The 15,908-nt window shown below is 65.7% G+C and carries 15 protein-coding genes; 13 read left to right on the forward strand and 2 right to left on the reverse strand.

What is annotated here, in order from left to right:
• Positions 1-49 precede the first annotated feature (49 nt).
• From H3H37_RS19100 to H3H37_RS26065, 8 genes are all read left to right on the forward strand, one after another.
• Positions 50-1,030, forward strand: coding sequence for an amino acid ABC transporter substrate-binding protein (locus H3H37_RS19100; protein WP_182165490.1), 981 nt, complete (start codon positions 50-52; stop codon positions 1,028-1,030).
• Between the two features lies 1 nt (position 1,031).
• A complete protein-coding gene (locus H3H37_RS19105; RefSeq protein ID WP_182165492.1) occupies positions 1,032-1,763 on the forward strand; it encodes an amino acid ABC transporter permease in 732 nt (243 codons plus the stop codon).
• Between the two features lie 2 nt (positions 1,764-1,765).
• Positions 1,766-2,458, forward strand: coding sequence for an amino acid ABC transporter permease (locus H3H37_RS19110; protein WP_182165494.1), 693 nt, complete (start codon positions 1,766-1,768; stop codon positions 2,456-2,458).
• A gap of 132 nt (positions 2,459-2,590) precedes the next feature.
• Complete coding sequence (gene pyrC, locus H3H37_RS19115) at positions 2,591-3,643, forward strand: dihydroorotase (RefSeq protein WP_182165496.1); 1,053 nt, start codon at positions 2,591-2,593, stop codon at positions 3,641-3,643.
• A gap of 3 nt (positions 3,644-3,646) precedes the next feature.
• Positions 3,647-4,447, forward strand: coding sequence for a DUF3025 domain-containing protein (locus tag H3H37_RS19120; protein WP_182165498.1), 801 nt, complete (start codon positions 3,647-3,649; stop codon positions 4,445-4,447).
• 29 nt (positions 4,448-4,476) lie between these two features.
• The gene (locus H3H37_RS19125; protein WP_182165500.1) at positions 4,477-5,472 is read left to right on the forward strand and encodes a Gfo/Idh/MocA family protein; all 996 of its coding nucleotides are present in this window, start codon (positions 4,477-4,479) and stop codon (positions 5,470-5,472) included.
• Positions 5,473-5,503: 31 nt separating this feature from the next.
• Positions 5,504-6,721, forward strand: a complete 1,218-nt coding sequence (locus H3H37_RS19130; protein ID WP_182165502.1) for an MFS transporter — start codon at positions 5,504-5,506, stop codon at positions 6,719-6,721.
• Complete coding sequence (locus H3H37_RS26065) at positions 6,718-6,846, forward strand: hypothetical protein (protein ID WP_255459156.1); 129 nt, start codon at positions 6,718-6,720, stop codon at positions 6,844-6,846. Before H3H37_RS19130 ends, H3H37_RS26065 begins: the two co-directional genes overlap by 4 nt.
• A 27-nt stretch (positions 6,847-6,873) precedes the next feature.
• On the opposite strand, the gene recG is transcribed toward H3H37_RS26065, so the two are convergent.
• Entirely contained in the window at positions 6,874-8,934 is a 2,061-nt protein-coding gene (recG, locus tag H3H37_RS19135) for an ATP-dependent DNA helicase RecG (RefSeq protein ID WP_182165504.1), read from the reverse strand.
• 128 nt (positions 8,935-9,062) lie between these two features.
• Here recG and queA point away from each other — a divergent pair, with 128 nt between their 5' ends.
• The 5 genes from queA to secF all read left to right on the forward strand — a co-directional run bounded on the left by queA (position 9,063) and on the right by secF (position 14,708).
• Positions 9,063-10,097: a tRNA preQ1(34) S-adenosylmethionine ribosyltransferase-isomerase QueA gene (queA, locus tag H3H37_RS19140; RefSeq protein WP_182165506.1), complete on the forward strand. Its 1,035-nt coding sequence runs from the start codon at positions 9,063-9,065 to the stop codon at positions 10,095-10,097.
• 15 nt (positions 10,098-10,112) lie between these two features.
• A complete protein-coding gene (tgt, locus tag H3H37_RS19145; protein WP_182165508.1) occupies positions 10,113-11,252 on the forward strand; it encodes a tRNA guanosine(34) transglycosylase Tgt in 1,140 nt (379 codons plus the stop codon).
• Between the two features lie 125 nt (positions 11,253-11,377).
• Positions 11,378-11,707 carry a preprotein translocase subunit YajC gene (gene yajC, locus H3H37_RS19150; RefSeq protein ID WP_182165510.1) on the forward strand — a complete coding sequence of 110 codons (330 nt, stop codon included), beginning with the start codon at positions 11,378-11,380 and terminating at the stop codon, positions 11,705-11,707.
• Positions 11,708-11,771: 64 nt separating this feature from the next.
• Positions 11,772-13,637 carry a protein translocase subunit SecD gene (gene secD / locus H3H37_RS19155; protein ID WP_182165512.1) on the forward strand — a complete coding sequence of 622 codons (1,866 nt, stop codon included), beginning with the start codon at positions 11,772-11,774 and terminating at the stop codon, positions 13,635-13,637.
• Positions 13,638-13,685: 48 nt separating this feature from the next.
• Positions 13,686-14,708 carry a protein translocase subunit SecF gene (gene secF / locus H3H37_RS19160; protein ID WP_182165514.1) on the forward strand — a complete coding sequence of 341 codons (1,023 nt, stop codon included), beginning with the start codon at positions 13,686-13,688 and terminating at the stop codon, positions 14,706-14,708.
• Between the two features lie 101 nt (positions 14,709-14,809).
• On the opposite strand, the gene H3H37_RS19165 is transcribed toward secF, so the two are convergent.
• Positions 14,810-15,823: a helix-turn-helix domain-containing protein gene (locus H3H37_RS19165; protein ID WP_182165516.1), complete on the reverse strand. Its 1,014-nt coding sequence runs from the start codon at positions 15,821-15,823 to the stop codon at positions 14,810-14,812.
• Between the last annotated feature and the right edge of the window lie 85 nt (positions 15,824-15,908).

The following is a 15,908-nucleotide window of genomic DNA, read 5'->3' on the forward strand; positions in this document are numbered from 1 at the left end:
GCGCAGTACGATTCGCAATGGTTGGATTTTTTCTGCTGAAGGAGGAATCATGGCTGGTTCGAGTAGCGTACATAGTAGCTTACATAAGTCCCTGTTCATCTCCCTGGCCTGCGCGGCGGGCCTGCTACTGGCGGCGCATGCCGGCGCCGAGGAGGCCGGCGGCACGCTGGCCAAAATCAAGCGCACCGGCACCATCACGCTCGGTGTGCGCGACGGCTCCATTCCGTTCTCCTACCTCGACGACAAGCAGCAGTACCAGGGCTATTCCGTCGACCTGTGCATGAAGGTGGTGGTGGCGGTGCAGAAGCAGCTGGGCCTGACGGGCCTGAAGGTGCAGATGAATCCCGTGACGGCGGCCAACCGCATCCCGCTGATGGCCAACGGCACCATCGACCTTGAATGCGGCTCCACCACCAACAACGCCGAGCGCCAGAAGCAGGTGGCGTTCGCGCCCACCATGTTCGTGATCGCCAACCGGCTGCTGGCCAAGAAGTCCTCGCACATCCGCAGCCTGGCCGACATGAAGGGCAAGACGCTGGTGGCCACGGCCGGCACCACCACGCTCAAGCAGATGACGATCCTGAACAACGAGCAGCAGCTGGGCATGAACATCGTGGTGGGCAAGGACCATCCCGAATCGTTCCTGATGCTGGAGACGGGGCGCGCCGTGGCCGAGGCCAACGACGACATCCTGCTGGCCAGCCAGGTGGCCACCTCGCGCAATCCGGGCGAGTTCGAGATCACCAAGGAAGCCCTGTCGGTGGAACCGTACGGCATCATGCTGCGGCGCGACGACCCGGCCTTCAAGCAGGTGGTGGACGCGGCGCTCACGCGGCTGTACCAGTCCGACGATTTCATCAAGATCTATAACAAGTGGTTCCTCAGTCCCATCCCGCCCAAGGGCATCAACCTGAACTTCCCCATGCCGCCCCAGCTGAAGGCGGTGATCGCCAAGCCGACCGACTCGCCCGATCCGGCCGCCTATGCCGAGGTGCCGGCGGCGCAGAAGGCGGCCAGCCGCAGGAAGTGATATGCATTACCACTGGAACTGGGCCATCTTCGGCGAGCTCTCGCCCGACGGCGTCCACACCTACTGGGACACGCTGCTGTCGGGCCTGGGCTGGACCCTGGCCACCTCGCTGTGCGGCTGGGTGATGGCGCTGGCGCTGGGGCTGGCCGTGGGCACGCTGCGCACGCTGCCTTCGCCGTGGCTGCGGCGGCTGGGCACGGCCTACGTGGAATTGTTCCGCAACGTGCCGCTGCTGGTGCAGATGTTCCTGTGGTTTTTCGTGATGCCGGAACTGCTGCCGCAGGCGGCCGGCGACTGGCTCAAGGCGCTGCCCAACGCGCCCTTCCTCACGGCCGTCGTGTGCCTGGGCTTCTTCACGTCGGCCCGGGTGGCGGTGCAGGTCACGGCCGGCATCGAGGCGCTGGCCGGTGGGCAGCGGCTGGCCGCGCTGGCGCTGGGACTGCGCCTGCCGCAGGCCTACCGCTACGTGCTGCTGCCGCTGGCGCTGCGCATCGTGCTGCCACCGCTGACGAGCGAATTCCTCAACATCATCAAGAACAGTTCCGTGGCGCTCACCATCGGCCTGATGGAACTGACGGCCAGCGCGCGCGCCATCCAGGAATTCTCGTTCCAGGTGTTCGAAGCGTTTTCCGCCGCCACCGCCATCTACGTGCTGGCCAACCTGGTGGTGATCGCCGCCATGCACTGGCTGGAACGGCGGCTGGCGCTGCCCGGCACATTAGGCAGGCACTGAGCATGTTCGCCCAGTTCGATTTCGACGTCATCGCCCGTTCCTGGGTCTACCTGTTCCAGGTGGGGATGACGTTCACGCTGGAGCTGACGGTGCTGGCCATGCTGGGTGGCGTGGCATTGGGCACGCTGCTGGCGCTGGGCCGCATGTCGCGGCGCCGGCCGCTGGCGCTGGCGGCGGCCGGCTACGTGAACCTGGTGCGGGCCGTGCCGCTGGTGCTGGTGATCTTCTGGTTCTATTTCCTGGTGCCGTACGTGGCGGCGTGGCTGATCGGGGCGGACGAACCGATCAAGGTGGGCACGTTCTGGTCGGCGCTGATCACATTCACCCTGTTCCAGGCCGCCTACTACTGCGAGATCATGCGCGGCGGGATACAGGCCATTCCGCGCGGGCAGGTGCTGGCGGCGCAGGCGCTGGGGCTGGGCTACGGGCGCACCATGTGGCACATCGTGCTGCCGCAGGCGTTCCGCAACATGCTGCCGGTGCTGCTGACCCAGACCATCGTGCTGTTCCAGGACGTGTCGCTGGTGTATGTGCTGTCGGTGCCCGATTTCGTCGGCGCAGCCAGCAAGGTCGCCCAGCGCGACGGGCGGCTGGTGGAAATGTACACGTTCGTGGCGGTGGTGTACTTCGTGCTGTGCTGTCTGCTGTCGTGGGCGGCCCGGCGGTTGCAGCGGCGGGTGGCCATCATCCGATAGGGGCGATTCCGCTCGCGGGTGGTTGCAAGAATTTCATCTTCTGGCAGTTATGTCAGCCATGACCCCGCAACCGGGCACCCATTCCCGCGACCAGTTAAAATGGCGGGATCCGCAATTTGAGAGTCCGCTGCCATGTCCGATTTCGAACACATCCCCCAGAGCCTGACCATCACCCGTCCAGACGACTGGCATTTGCACCTGCGCGATGGCGCCACCCTGGCCAGCGTGCTGCCGCACAGCGCGCGCCAGTTCGGCCGCGCCATCGTCATGCCCAACCTGAAGCCGCCCGTCACCACCACGGCCATGGCGCTGGCCTATCGCGAGCGTATCCTGGCCGCGCTGCCGCAGGGGATGGAATTCGAGCCGCTGATGACGCTCTACCTGACCAACAACACCCCGCCTGACGAGATCGTGCGCGCCCAGGAAAGTGGCTTCATCCACGCCGTCAAGCTGTACCCGGCCGGCGCCACCACCAATTCCGACGCCGGCGTGACCGACCTGCGCAACTGCTACAAGACGCTGGAAATGATGCAGGAAGTGGGCATGCCCTTCCTGGTCCATGGCGAGGTAACGGACCCCGACATCGACCTGTTCGATCGCGAAGCCGTGTTCATCGAGCGCGTGATGCGCCCGCTGCGCCGCGATTTCCCGGCCCTGAACGTGGTGTTCGAGCACATCACCACCAAGGACGCGGCCCAGTACGTGGCCGAGGCGGACGGCCCGATCGCCGCCACCATCACGGCCCACCACCTGCTGTACAACCGCAACGAGATCTTCAAGGGCGGCATCCGTCCCCACTACTACTGCCTGCCCGTGCTCAAGCGCGAGGAACACCGCCTGGCGCTGATGACGGCCGCCACCAGCGGCGACGAGCGCTTCTTCCTGGGCACGGACTCGGCGCCGCACGCGCAGGGCGCCAAAGAGGCGGCCTGCGGCTGCGCTGGTTGCTACACGGCCCTGCACGCGATGGAGCTGTACGCGGAAGCGTTCGAACGCGCCGGCGCGCTCGACAAACTGGAAGCCTTCGCGAGCTTCAACGGCCCGGCCTTCTACGGCCTGCCGCGCAACACGGGCACCATCACGCTCAAGCGCGAAGCGTGGGAGCTGCCGGCCACGCTGCCGCTGGCCGACCAGCAGGTGGTGCCGCTCAACGCCGGCGAAACCATCAACTGGAAGATGGTCTGAGGCGTGTTCGGCGCCATCGACTGGCCGCGCCCCTGGTATCAGACGGTAGGGGCGGCGGCGACCCTGCTGGCGCCTGGCGCCGGCAGCGAGATCGAAAAATTCAACGCGCGAGCAGCCGCGCTCGATTTATGTAATCATCGGGGACTGCCGCTGAGGTTTGTGCCGCAAAGCGCGCTGCCCGACGGCACCGCGTATGAGGAATTCATCGGCGCCACCGGCTGCGTGCCTACGCGCGACAACCTGCACGATTTCTTCAACGCCCTGGTGTGGCTCAGCTTCCCGCGCATCAAGCGGCAACTGAACGCGCTGCAGGCGGCGCAGATCGCGCGCGATGGCGTCGGCAAGTCGCGCGGCCCGGCCCGCGACGCGGCCACGCTGTTCGACGAGAACGCCGCCTTGCTGGTGGTGCGCGACAGTGTTGCCGGCCATGCGCTGGCCGATGCGTTGCGTGGCCATCAGTGGCGCGCCGCGTTCGTCGAGCAGCGCGCCAGTTGGGGCCCGGATGCGCAAGTCTGGTTGTTCGGTCATGCGCTGATGGAGAAACTGGTGGCGCCCTACAAGGCGATCACCGCGCACACCCGCGTGGTCGTCGCCGGGGGCGATTATTTTGCGCTGGATGATGCAGGCCGGCGCGCCTGGCTGGACGAGCATGTTGCGCAGGATCTGGCGCAACAGGGTTTGACGACGGCCTGCTTCACGCCGCTGCCGGTGCTGGGCGTACCGGACTGGTGGCCAGGGCAGGACGAGACATTTTATGCAGACGCCACGGTGTTCCGTCCTAAACGGGGGACAGTGGTCAACTAGGTCGCATGGCGGCGGAAAGCGAAACGAATATGGGTCAGGTCATCCGCTGGGGCATCCTGGGTACCGGCAAAATCTCGACGGCGTTCGCCACCGCCTTGCAGGATACGCCCGGCGCCAGATTGGTGGCCGTCGCTTCGCGCAGCGCCGACGGCGCCGCCGCGTTTGGCGCCCGCTTCGGCGTGGAACGCTGCCATGGCTCCTACCAGGCGCTGGCCGACGACGACCAGGTGGACGTGGTCTACATCGGCACGCCGCACCCCATGCACCACGAGAACGCCATGATGTGCCTGCACGGCGGCAAGGGCGTGCTGGTCGAGAAATCGTTCACCATGAACCGCCGGCAGGCCGAGGACATCATCGCGCTGGCGCGCCGCAAGCAGCTGTTCGTGATGGAAGCCATGTGGACCCGCTTCATGCCGGCCGTGGTTGAGGCCAAGCGCATCATCGACAGCGGCGAGATCGGCACCCCGACCCACGTCAGCGCCGATTTCGGCTTCGCCGCCACGGTCGGCCCCGAGCATCGCCTGTTCAATCCGGACCTGGGCGGCGGCGCGTTGCTGGACGTGGGCATCTACCCGCTGTCGATGGCCTCGTTCTTCCTCGGCGAAGTGACGGCCGTGCAGGCGCAGGCCCAGATGGCCACCACCGGCATCGATCTGCAGACCATGTTCACGCTGCGCCACGAAGGCGGCGCCATGTCCGCCTGCAGCTGCAGCCTGCGCGCGCGCACGCCGACCGAACTGACCATCTCGGGCGACAAGGGTTTCGTGCGCCTGCATGACCGCTTCTACAAAACGGAGAAGATCTCCGTCACGCTGGTGGATGGCCTGGCGCGCAACGAACGCACGCTCACCATCCCCCACAGCGGCAACGGCTACACGCACGAGGCCCAGGAAGTGGTGCGCTGCATGCGCCTGGGCCTGATCGAAAGCCCCGTCATGCCGCACGAGGAAACGCTGGCCATCATGGGCGTGCTCGACACCATCCGGGACCAGATCGGCCTGCGCTACAGCGCCGACCAATAACGCACAACACCATATCAGGCAGAGTTCAGACATGATCACCACCTCCCGCGCCCCGTCGCTCAAAACCGTGCTGCTGGCCAGCGGCGTCGTCCTCACGCTCGCGATGGGCGTGCGCCACGGCTTCGGCCTGTGGATGCAACCCATTTCGCAAGCCCACGGCTGGACCCGCGAAACCTACTCGCTGGCGATGGCGCTGCAGAATCTGCTATGGGGCGCGTTCGGCCCGTTCGCCGGCATGGCGGCTGATCGTTTCGGTACCATGCGCGTGGTGCTGGTGGGCGCCGTCAGCTACATGCTGGGACTGGTGTGGATGGCGGTGGTGAACGATGCCACCTTGTTCGTGATCGGCTCCGGGGTGTTCATCGGCCTGGGTCTGTCCTGCACGGCGTTCGGCGCCGTCAGCGGCATCATCGGGCGCGTGGCGCCGGTTGAAAAGCGCTCGTGGGCGTTCGGCATTTCCGGCGCATGCAGCTCGTTCGGCCAGTTCTTCATGCTGCCCGTCGCGCAGCAATTGATCTCCTCGGCCGGCTGGCAGAACGCATTCTACCTGCTGGCCGTGCTGGTGATCGTGGCGATGATCCCCATGGCGCTGTTCCTGCGCGAGCCGGAGGTGAGCCATAGCCACGGACCGCAGCAAAGCGCGGGTGAAGCGATGCGCGAGGCGATGGGCAACCGTTCCTTCCTGTTCCTGGTGGCCGGCTATTTCGTATGCGGCTTCCAGGTGGTGTTCATCGGCGCGCACCTGGCCGTGTACCTGGCTGACAAGGGCATCGCCAATCCCAAGGTGGCCATGACGGCGCTGGCCCTGATCGGCCTGTTCAACATCTTCGGCTCCTACTTCGCGGGCAAGCTCGGTGGACGCCTGCCCAAGCGCATGCTGCTGGCGGCGATCTACTTCTCGCGCTCGGTGTTCATCAGCCTGTTCCTGCTGGCGCCGCTGTCGCAATGGACGGTGTATGTGTTCGCGGCGGCCATGGGCTTGATCTGGCTGTCCACCGTGCCGCTCACCAACGGCATCATCGCCGGCATCTTCGGCGTCAAGCACATGTCCATGCTGGCGGGCGTGGTGTTCTTCTCGCACCAGGTGGGCAGCTTCCTCGGGGTGTGGCTGGGCGGTTACCTGTTCGCGCGCCAGGGCAGCTACGACGTGGTGTGGGGCATCGCCATCGCGCTCGGCGTGATGGCGGCGCTGGTCAACCTGCCCATCAATGAGCGTCCGCTGGTGCGGGCACAATTGCAGCCGGCATGAAGACGTGGTTGAAGCCGTGGCTAATGCGGCTGGCGCTGGCCGTGGTGCTGACGCTGGTGTTCGCCGCCTATCTCAAGCCGGACTTCATGCTGGACATGGCCACCCGGCTGTATATGTGCTTCTGATCGTGCTGCTGATTGTAGTTCTGATCTTCAGACCTTGAGGAATTCCTCGCGCCCGCCCAGCCAGCGGGCCAGGTGGGCTTCCACCGTGGCCGCCTTGTCGGGCGCGTGCAGCAGGTCGTGCGCCACGTCGCGCGCCTGATCGACCAGCCAGCCGTCCGTCTCCAGGTCGGCGAAGCGCAGCATGGCCTGGCCGGACTGGCGCGCGCCGAGGAATTCGCCGGGGCCGCGTATCTCCAGGTCGCGCCGGGCGATCTCGAAACCGTCGGTCGTTTCGCGCATCGTCATCAGGCGCTGGCGCGCCACGCCGCCCAGCGGGCTTTGGTACAGCAGCAGGCACACGCTGGCCGCCGATCCCCGTCCCACCCGCCCGCGCAACTGGTGCAGCTGCGACAGGCCGAAACGTTCGGCATGCTCGATCACCATCAGCGATGCGTTGGGCACGTCCACCCCCACCTCGATCACGGTGGTGGCCACCAGCACGTGCATCTGGCCGGCGCTGAAGGCGTCCATGACCTCCTGCTTTTCGGCCGGCTTCAGGCGGCCGTGCACCAGGCCCACGTTCAGGTCGGGCAGGGCTTCGGCCAGCAGGGCGTGGGTGTCGGTGGCTGTTTGCAGTTGCAGCGCTTCCGATTCCTCGATCAGCGGGCAGACCCAATAGATTTGCCGGCCTTCCAGCGCGGCCGCGTGCACGCGCGCGATCACCTCGTCGCGCCGGTTCTGGTCCACGGCCCGCGTGACGATGGGGCTGCGGCCTGGTGGCAGTTCGTCGATCACCGACACTTCCAGGTCGGCGTAGTAGGTCATGGCCAGCGTGCGCGGGATGGGCGTGGCCGACATCATCAGCTGGTGCGGGATGGCGCCCTCGTTGCCCTTGTTGCGCAAGGTCAGGCGCTGGCCCACGCCGAAGCGGTGCTGCTCGTCCACGATCACCAAGCCCAGGTTGGCGAAGTTCACGCCATCCTGGATCAGCGCATGGGTGCCGATCACCAGTTGCGCCTCGCCCGATTCGATCAGCGCGGTGGCGGCCAGCTTGTCCTTCTTTTTCAGGCTGCCGGTCAACCACGCCACCTTCACGCCCAGCGGTTCCAGCCAGGCCGCGATCTTGCGGAAGTGCTGGTCGGCCAGGATTTCCGTCGGCGCCATCAGGGCCGCCTGGAAGCCGCTGTCGATGGCCTGGGTCGCGGCCAGCGCCGACACCACCGTTTTGCCGCTGCCCACGTCGCCCTGCAGCAGGCGCTGCATGGGGTAGGGATGGCGCAGGTCGGCGCGGATCTCGTTCAGCACGCGCTGCTGGGCGCCCGTCAGTTTGAACGGCAGCGCGGCCTCGAAGCGGGCCGACAGGTCGCCCACCACCTTGAGCGCGGCCGCCCCCTTGGCACGGCGCGCGCGCTGCGCCCGTTTCAGCGACAGTTGCTGGGCCAGCAGTTCGTCGAACTTCATGCGCACCCAGGCCGGGTGTGAACGGTCGGCCAGCGCGTGCTCGTCCACCTGCTGGGGCGGATAGTGCAGCAGCTTGACGGCCGGTTCGAAATTGGTGAGCCGCATGCTGTCGATCAGTTCAGCGGGCAGCGTATCGGTCCAGTCCACGCGCTTCATCGCGTCGCCAATCGCGCGCCGCAGCACGGGCTGGGACAAGCCCTCGCCGGCCGGGTAGACCGGGGTGAGGGAGGTGGGCAGCGGCGCCCCCTCGTTGACCACCTTGTAGGTCGGATGCACCATCTCGGCGCCGAAGAAACCGTGTTTGAGTTCCCCGCGCGCGCGCACCCGCGTGCCCTCGGCCAGTTGCTTGACCTGGCTGCCATAGAAGTTCATGAAGCGCAGTTGCAGGTCGCCCGTCTCGTCGGCGATATGGACCAGCAGCTGGCGGCGCGGCTTGTAGGCGATTTCATTCTTGACCACCACACCCTCGACCTGGGACGACTCGCCGCCATGCAGGCAGGCTTCGCGTATCGTCACCACCTGGGTTTCGTCCTCGTAGCGCATGGGCAGGTGCAGCACCAGGTCCATGTCCGTGTGCAGGCCCAGCTTGGCCAGCCGGGCTTGCGGGCTGACGGTCTTCTTGGCGGTCTTGGGCTTTGAAACAGGCATATTCAGGTGCTTCAGGGCGTACTAGCGTAAAATAGAGGGTTGGCCGTCGCGCGGCAACGCCGTATTGTAAGGCTTGCGCAGAAAGCACGGGGCCAGTTCCGGTATTCCATCACACTAGAAGTTTGCTCATGTATTCGCTTTCCGATTTCGATTTTAACTTGCCGCCCGAGCGCATCGCCCAGTTCCCGCTGCCCGACCGCAGCGCCTCCCGCCTGCTGCACGTGGACGGCGCGCAGCTGGTGGACCGCCAGTTCGCCGACATCATCGACCTGCTGCAGCCGGGCGACCTGCTGGTGATGAACGACACCCGCGTGCTCAAGGCGCGCTTCTTCGGCGTCAAGGACAGCGGCGGCAAGATCGAGGCGCTGGTCGAGCGCGTGCTCGACAACCGCACCGTGCTGGCCCAGGTGCGCGCCTCCAAGTCGCCGGGCCCCGGCGTGAAGATCCGCCTGGCCGACGCCTTCAACGTCACCGTCGGCGAGCGCGCCGGCGAGTTCTACACCCTGCATTTCGACGCCGACGTGTTCGAGCTGATCGAGGCCCACGGCCGCCTGCCGCTGCCGCCCTACATCGAGCACGCGGCTGACGCGTTCGATGAGACGCGCTACCAGACCGTGTTCAACAAGGTGCCCGGCGCCGTGGCCGCACCCACGGCCGGCCTGCATTTCGACCAGCCGCTGCTCGACAAACTGAAGGCCAAGGGCGTCAACTTCGCCTACGTCACGCTGCACGTGGGCGCCGGCACCTTCCAGCCGGTGCGCACGGAAGTGCTGTCCGAGCACAAGATGCACACCGAGTGGTACACCATGCCGCAAGCGACGGTGGACGCCGTGCGCGCCACCCGCGCCGCCGGGCGCGACGTGGTGGCCGTGGGTACCACCAGCCTGCGCGCGCTGGAATCGGCCTCGCAGAGCGGCACGCTGGAAGCGGGCAGCGCCGACACGGCCCTGTTTATCACGCCCGGTTACCAGTTCAAGACTGTCACCCGCCTGATCACCAACTTCCACCTGCCCAAGTCGACGCTGCTGATGCTGGTGTCGGCCTTCGCCGGTTTCGACGAGATCCGCGCGGCCTATGCCCACGCCATCGCCCAGGAATACCGTTTCTTCAGCTATGGCGACGCCATGCTGCTGACGACCCAGGCGCGCGCTTCCCGGATTTAACTGAAAGAACCCTCCATGCTGGAATTTAAACTCATCAAGACCGACAGCAGCGGCCTGACCAAGGCCCGCCGCGGCACCGTGAAACTGAACCACGGCGAAGTGCAAACCCCGATCTTCATGCCGGTCGGCACCTACGGCTCCGTCAAGGCCATGTCGCCGCTGGAGCTGAAGGAAATCGGCGCCCAGATCATCCTCGGCAATACCTTCCACCTGTGGCTGCGCCCCGGCAACGACGTGATGGCCAAGTTCGGCGGCCTGCACGACTTCATGGGCTGGGACAAGCCCATCCTGACCGACTCGGGCGGCTTCCAGGTGTTCTCGCTGGGCGAGATGCGCAAGATCACGGAGGAGGGCGTGCATTTCAATTCGCCCATCAACGGCGACAAGCTGTTCCTGTCGCCCGAGGTGTCGATGCAGATCCAGCGCGTGCTCAACTCCGACATCGTGATGCAGTTCGACGAATGCACGCCGTACGAGATCGCCGGCCGGCCCGCCACGCTGGACGAGGCGGCCAAGTCGATGCGCATGTCGCTGCGCTGGGCCCAGCGCTCGCACGATGAGTTCCACCGCGGCGGCAACCCGAACGCGCTGTTCGGCATCGTCCAGGGCGGCATGTTCGAATCGCTGCGCGACGAATCGCTGGCCAAGCTGGAGGAGATCGACTTCCCCGGCCTGGCCATCGGCGGCCTGTCCGTGGGCGAACCGAAGGAGGACATGATGCGCGTGCTGGCCCACGTGGGCCCGCGCCTGCCGGCCAACAAGCCGCACTACCTGATGGGCGTGGGCACGCCGGAAGACCTGGTGGCCGGCGTCTCGAACGGGGTCGACATGTTCGACTGCGTGATGCCGACCCGCAACGCCCGCAACGGCTGGATCTTCACCCGCTTCGGCGACATCAAGATCAAGAACGCCCGTTATAAGGATGACAAGGCGCCGCTGGATGAGACCTGCGGCTGCTACGCCTGCCGCAACTTCTCGCGCGCCTACCTGCACCACCTGCACCGCTCGCAGGAAATCCTCGGCGCGCGCCTGAACACCATCCACAACCTGCATTACTACCTCGACATCATGCAGCAGATGCGCGATGCGCTGGACGAGGACCGCTTCCACGCGTGGACCCTGCAATTCCACGCGGACCGGGCGCGCGGGGTGTAAAACGGCGGTGGTCTGTTGCAATCTTGTAAAAAGATGCATGCCACCCATATTCCGGGGAGGTTGACGCCTTCCCGCCAGTGCTAGAATACAGCGCTATTTTTTCAAACTTATAAACGGAGTACGCAGTGTTCATTTCCAACGCTTACGCACAATCGGCCGGCGACGCGCTCGGCCTCGGTGGCAACCTGACCAGCTTCCTGCCGCTGATCCTGATGTTCGTGGCCATGTATTTCCTGATGATCCGCCCCCAGCAAAAGCGGGCCAAGGAACAAAAGGCCATGATGGACGCGCTGGCCAAGGGCGACGAAGTGGTCACGGCCGGCGGCCTGCTGGGCAAAGTGGCCAAGGTCACCGACGCCTACGTGACGCTGGAAGTGTCCAGCGGCACCGAAATCGTGGTGCAGAAGCAATCCGTCACCGTGCTGCTGCCCAAGGGCACGCTGAAGGCGCTGTAATCCCGACCGGCCCCGCCAAGAGCGGGGCCGTGTCCAGTCGGCTCAACATCAAACGCTGAACTATATGAATCGCTATCCTGTCTGGAAATACATCGTCATCGGCATCGCCATCCTGTTGGGCGCGCTGTACACGGCGCCTAACTACTTCGGCGAATCGCCGGCCGTGCAAGTCACCAGCGGCAAGTCCACCGTCAAGATGACGGCCGAGATGGCCTCCCAGGTGGAAGCCGTGCTGCGCAAGGAAAACCTGGCGGTGGAGGGCGTGAGCTTCGACGGCACCGGCACCTACGCCTCCGTGCGGGCCCGTTTCGCCGACACCGACACCCAGTTCAAGGCCAAGGCCGTGCTGGAGAAGGATCTGAACGCCGATCCGGCCGATCCGACCTACCTGGTGGCGCTGAACCTGCAGCCGAACACCCCGAAATGGATGCAAAGCCTGCGCGCCCTGCCCATGTACCTGGGCCTGGACTTGCGCGGCGGCGTGCACTTCCTGATGCAGGTGGACGTGAAGGCGGCCCTGACCAAGCGCGTGCAAGGCATCCAGGCCTCGGCCCGCAGCCTGCTGCGTGACAAGAACGTGCGCCACGCCGGCATCGACCGCGTGGGCGACACCATCGAAATCAAATTCCGCGACGACGCCACCCGCGCCCAGGCGCGCGACGTGCTGTCCTCGTCCATGGGCGACCTGTCGCTGGTGGACGCAGGTGTTGCCCCCGACCTGAAGCTGATCGTCAGCCTCAAGCCGGCCGCGCTCAAGCAGACCATCGAGGAAGGCGTCAAACAGAACATCTCCACCCTGTCCAAGCGCGTGAACGAGCTGGGCGTGGCCGAACCCATCATCCAGCAGCAGGGTCCGGACCGCATTGTGGTGCAGTTGCCCGGCGTGCAGGACGTGGCGCGCGCCAAGGCCGTGATCGGCCGCACCGCCACGCTGGAAGTGCGCATGGTGGACGACACCATCACCCCCGGCACCGAACTGACGGCCGCGATTCCCTTCAACTCCGAGCTGTTCACGGTCGGCAAGGGCGTGCCCGTGGTGCTGAGCAAGGACGTGGTGCTGACCGGCGACTACATCTCCAGCGCCACCGCCAGCTTCGACCAGAACCAGCAACCGGCCGTGGGCATCGACCTGAACGGCGACGGCGGCCGCAAGATGCGCGACGCCACCCGCGAGCGCGTGGGCAAGCGCATGGCCATCGTGCTGTTCGAGAAGGGCAAGCCGGAAGTGCTGTCGGTGGCCACCATCCAGAGCGAACTGGGTAGCCGCTTCCAGATCACCGGCATGGGCAACGCCGAGAACTCGGCCGAACTGGCGCTGCTGCTGCGCTCGGGCGCGTTGTACGCGCCGATGGACGTGATCGAAGAACGCACCATCGGCCCGCAACTGGGCGCCGAGAACATCAGCAAGGGCCTGCATTCGACCATGTACGGCTTCGCCGCCATCGCCGTGTTCATGATGGCCTACTACATGATGTTCGGCTTCTTCAGCGTGCTGGCGCTGGGTTGCAACCTGCTGCTGCTGATCGCGCTGCTGTCGCTGATGCAGGCCACGCTGACCCTGCCCGGTATCGCCGCAATCGCGCTGGCGCTCGGTATGGCAATTGACGCCAACGTGCTGATCAACGAACGCATCCGCGAGGAGCTGCGCGGCGGCGCCTCGCCGCAGCAAGCGATCTCGGTCGGCTTCGACCGCGCCTGGGCCACCATCCTGGACTCCAACGTGACCACGCTGATCGTCGGCCTGGCGCTGTGGGTGTTCGGTTCGGGCGCCATCCGCGGCTTCGCCGTGGTGCACTGCCTGGGCATCCTGACGTCCATGTTCTCGGCCGTGTTCATGTCGCGCGGCGTGGTCAACCTCTGGTATGGCCGCAAGAAGAAACTGCAATCGATCGCCATCGGCACCGTGTGGGTGCCCGGCCTGTCGAAATAAGTTCACCGTCCCGCTTCGGCGGGACGGGCTCCAACCTCAGAGGATTTCATGGAATTTTTCCGCATCAAAAAAGACATACCGTTCATGCGCCACGCGCTGGTGTTCAACGCCATCTCGGCGCTGACCTTCGTGGCTGCCGTGTTCTTCCTGTTCCATAAAGGCTTGCACTTCTCGGTCGAGTTCACGGGCGGCACCGTGATGGAACTGAAGTACGCCAAGCCGGCCAACCTGGAGAGCATCCGCCACACGCTGGAAAAGGTCGGCTATGAGCAGCCGGAAGTGACCAGCTTCGGCACCGCGCACGACGTCATGCTGCGCCTGCCCGTGATCAAGACCGTGACCGGCAACGCCGCCTCGCAGCTGGTGTTCGACGGCCTGTGCAAGGCCGAGCAGGGCACGCTCAAGCAGATCGACAGCGTCAGCCCCAAGGGCGAGCAAGTGACCAAGACGGCCTGCATGGACGCGGCCGGCGCCGAAACGGTGTCGCTGCAGAAGGTGGAATTCGTCGGCCCGCAGGTGGGTGACGAGCTGGCCCAGAACGGCATGAACGCGCTGGCCATGGTGGTGATCGGCGTGATGATCTACCTGGCCGTGCGCTTCGAGTGGAAGTTCGCGGTGGCGGCCATCATCGCCAACCTGCACGACGTGGTGATCATCCTGGGCTTCTTCGCCTTCTTCCAGTGGGAATTCTCGCTGACGGTGCTGGCCGCCGTGCTGGCGGTGCTCGGCTACTCGGTCAACGAATCGGTGGTGATCTTCGACCGGATCCGCGAGAACTTCCGCAAGCAGCGCAAGATGTCGGTGCATGAGGTGATCGACAACGCCATCACCAGCACCATCTCGCGTACCATCATCACCCACGGCTGCACCCAGATGATGGTGCTGTCGATGCTGTTCCTGGGCGGCCCCACGCTGCACTACTTCGCCGTGGCGCTGACCATCGGTATCTGCTTCGGTATCTACTCGTCGGTGTTCGTGGCGGCGGCCGTGGCCATGTGGCTGGGCGTGAAGCGCGAAGACCTGATCAAGCCGATCAAGGAAAAGGACGAGACGGACGGCGCGGTGGTGTAAGCCGGTTCCGCTCTAAAACATCCCCCCTCGCGGCAGCGCCAGGGGGGATGTTTCATTTTTTGGCGCGCGTCCGTCCAAAGTGGGACCGCGACAGGGCGGCCTTACATGCCTGCCTTCAGCGCGGCGGACGGGCGCACGCCGAACAGCTTGCGGTAGTCGCTGGAAAACTGGCTGAAGTTGCACATGCCCCAGGCGCCGGCCACGTCGCCGATGGTGCTGCCGCGGGCGGCCGGGTCGTGCAACTGGCGGCGCACGCCGTTCAGCCGCATCATGCGCAGGTAGAGCATGGGACTCATGCCCAGCACGTCTTCAAAACAATATTGCAGCGTGCGCCGGCTCACGTGCACCTGCTCGCACAGCTCCGGCACGGTGATCGCTTCGGCACGGTGCGCCAGGATGTATTCGCGCGCCCTGGCTACCACCCGCTGGCGCCGCTGCAGGCTGGCGGCGATGGCCGGTTCCACGCAGCTATGGTCCAGCATGTCCAGCAGGGCGGACAGGATGGTGTCCTGCCATTGCGCCTCCCACTGCGCCCCAGCCTGCCATTGCGCCTCGCCCTGCCACGTCGCCGGCTGCTGCTCGGGCAGCAGCTGGGCCAGCAGGTGCACGCAGTGCGCGCGGGCGCGGGCGTCCACCCGCAGCACTTCGGCCGCCTGCACCCGGGGCCAGTCGACCTGGCAGCCGCTGCGCGCCGCCGCCGCCGTCAGCAGCGCGCGGCTGACCACGATGCCGTAGATGCGGTAGGCGCTGGGGGTGACCAGTTCAAATTCCACATTGCCTGGCTGTACCATGATCCAGTCCTGCTCCACCAGCCGGCCATTGATGCGCGTGGCCACCGCATGGTCGGGCAGGCCGAACCAGATCGCATCCGGCCACACCCGGCACGACTGGCGCACGGACTGGCTCAGACTTTCCCGGAAGATTTGAATCTGTGGCTGGCGCAACTCCGTCAGGGCGCCCAGGAACAGGCCGGCGCTGAACTGGTCGTAGCTTTGCTGCCAGTTGGTGAGCTTGCTGGCCAGCTCGTCGGCGTCGCGCGCCAACACCGTGCGCAAGGCGGCGGCGGTGCGCTGATCCGGCGCAACGCGCAAGGTATCTGTCACATTCTGGTGCATCGCTTCCTCCGTCGGAGAGCCGGCTCGCGCGGCGTTTCGCCCGTGGTTGCTGGGCTGCCGCAAGTTTGCCGATTTTCGATAACGC

The sequence above is a fragment of the Rugamonas brunnea genome, assembly GCF_014042345.1.
Lineage (GTDB): Bacteria > Pseudomonadota > Gammaproteobacteria > Burkholderiales > Burkholderiaceae_D > Rugamonas > Rugamonas brunnea.

What these genes read in the sequence shown, in the direction of transcription:
- H3H37_RS19100 (WP_182165490.1), top strand. Translation starts at nt 50, where the DNA reads ATGGCTGGTTCGAGTAGCGTACATAGTAGCTTACATAAGTCCCTGTTC.
- H3H37_RS19105 (WP_182165492.1), top strand. Translation starts at nt 1,032, where the DNA reads ATGCATTACCACTGGAACTGGGCCATCTTCGGCGAGCTCTCGCCCGAC.
- H3H37_RS19110 (WP_182165494.1), top strand. Translation starts at nt 1,766, where the DNA reads ATGTTCGCCCAGTTCGATTTCGACGTCATCGCCCGTTCCTGGGTCTAC.
- pyrC (WP_182165496.1), top strand. Translation starts at nt 2,591, where the DNA reads ATGTCCGATTTCGAACACATCCCCCAGAGCCTGACCATCACCCGTCCA.
- H3H37_RS19125 (WP_182165500.1), top strand. Translation starts at nt 4,477, where the DNA reads ATGGGTCAGGTCATCCGCTGGGGCATCCTGGGTACCGGCAAAATCTCG.
- H3H37_RS19130 (WP_182165502.1), top strand. Translation starts at nt 5,504, where the DNA reads ATGATCACCACCTCCCGCGCCCCGTCGCTCAAAACCGTGCTGCTGGCC.
- H3H37_RS26065 (WP_255459156.1), top strand. Translation starts at nt 6,718, where the DNA reads ATGAAGACGTGGTTGAAGCCGTGGCTAATGCGGCTGGCGCTGGCCGTG.
- recG (WP_182165504.1), bottom strand. Translation starts at nt 8,934, where the DNA reads ATGCCTGTTTCAAAGCCCAAGACCGCCAAGAAGACCGTCAGCCCGCAA.
- queA (WP_182165506.1), top strand. Translation starts at nt 9,063, where the DNA reads ATGTATTCGCTTTCCGATTTCGATTTTAACTTGCCGCCCGAGCGCATC.
- tgt (WP_182165508.1), top strand. Translation starts at nt 10,113, where the DNA reads ATGCTGGAATTTAAACTCATCAAGACCGACAGCAGCGGCCTGACCAAG.
- secD (WP_182165512.1), top strand. Translation starts at nt 11,772, where the DNA reads ATGAATCGCTATCCTGTCTGGAAATACATCGTCATCGGCATCGCCATC.
- secF (WP_182165514.1), top strand. Translation starts at nt 13,686, where the DNA reads ATGGAATTTTTCCGCATCAAAAAAGACATACCGTTCATGCGCCACGCG.
- H3H37_RS19165 (WP_182165516.1), bottom strand. Translation starts at nt 15,823, where the DNA reads ATGCACCAGAATGTGACAGATACCTTGCGCGTTGCGCCGGATCAGCGC.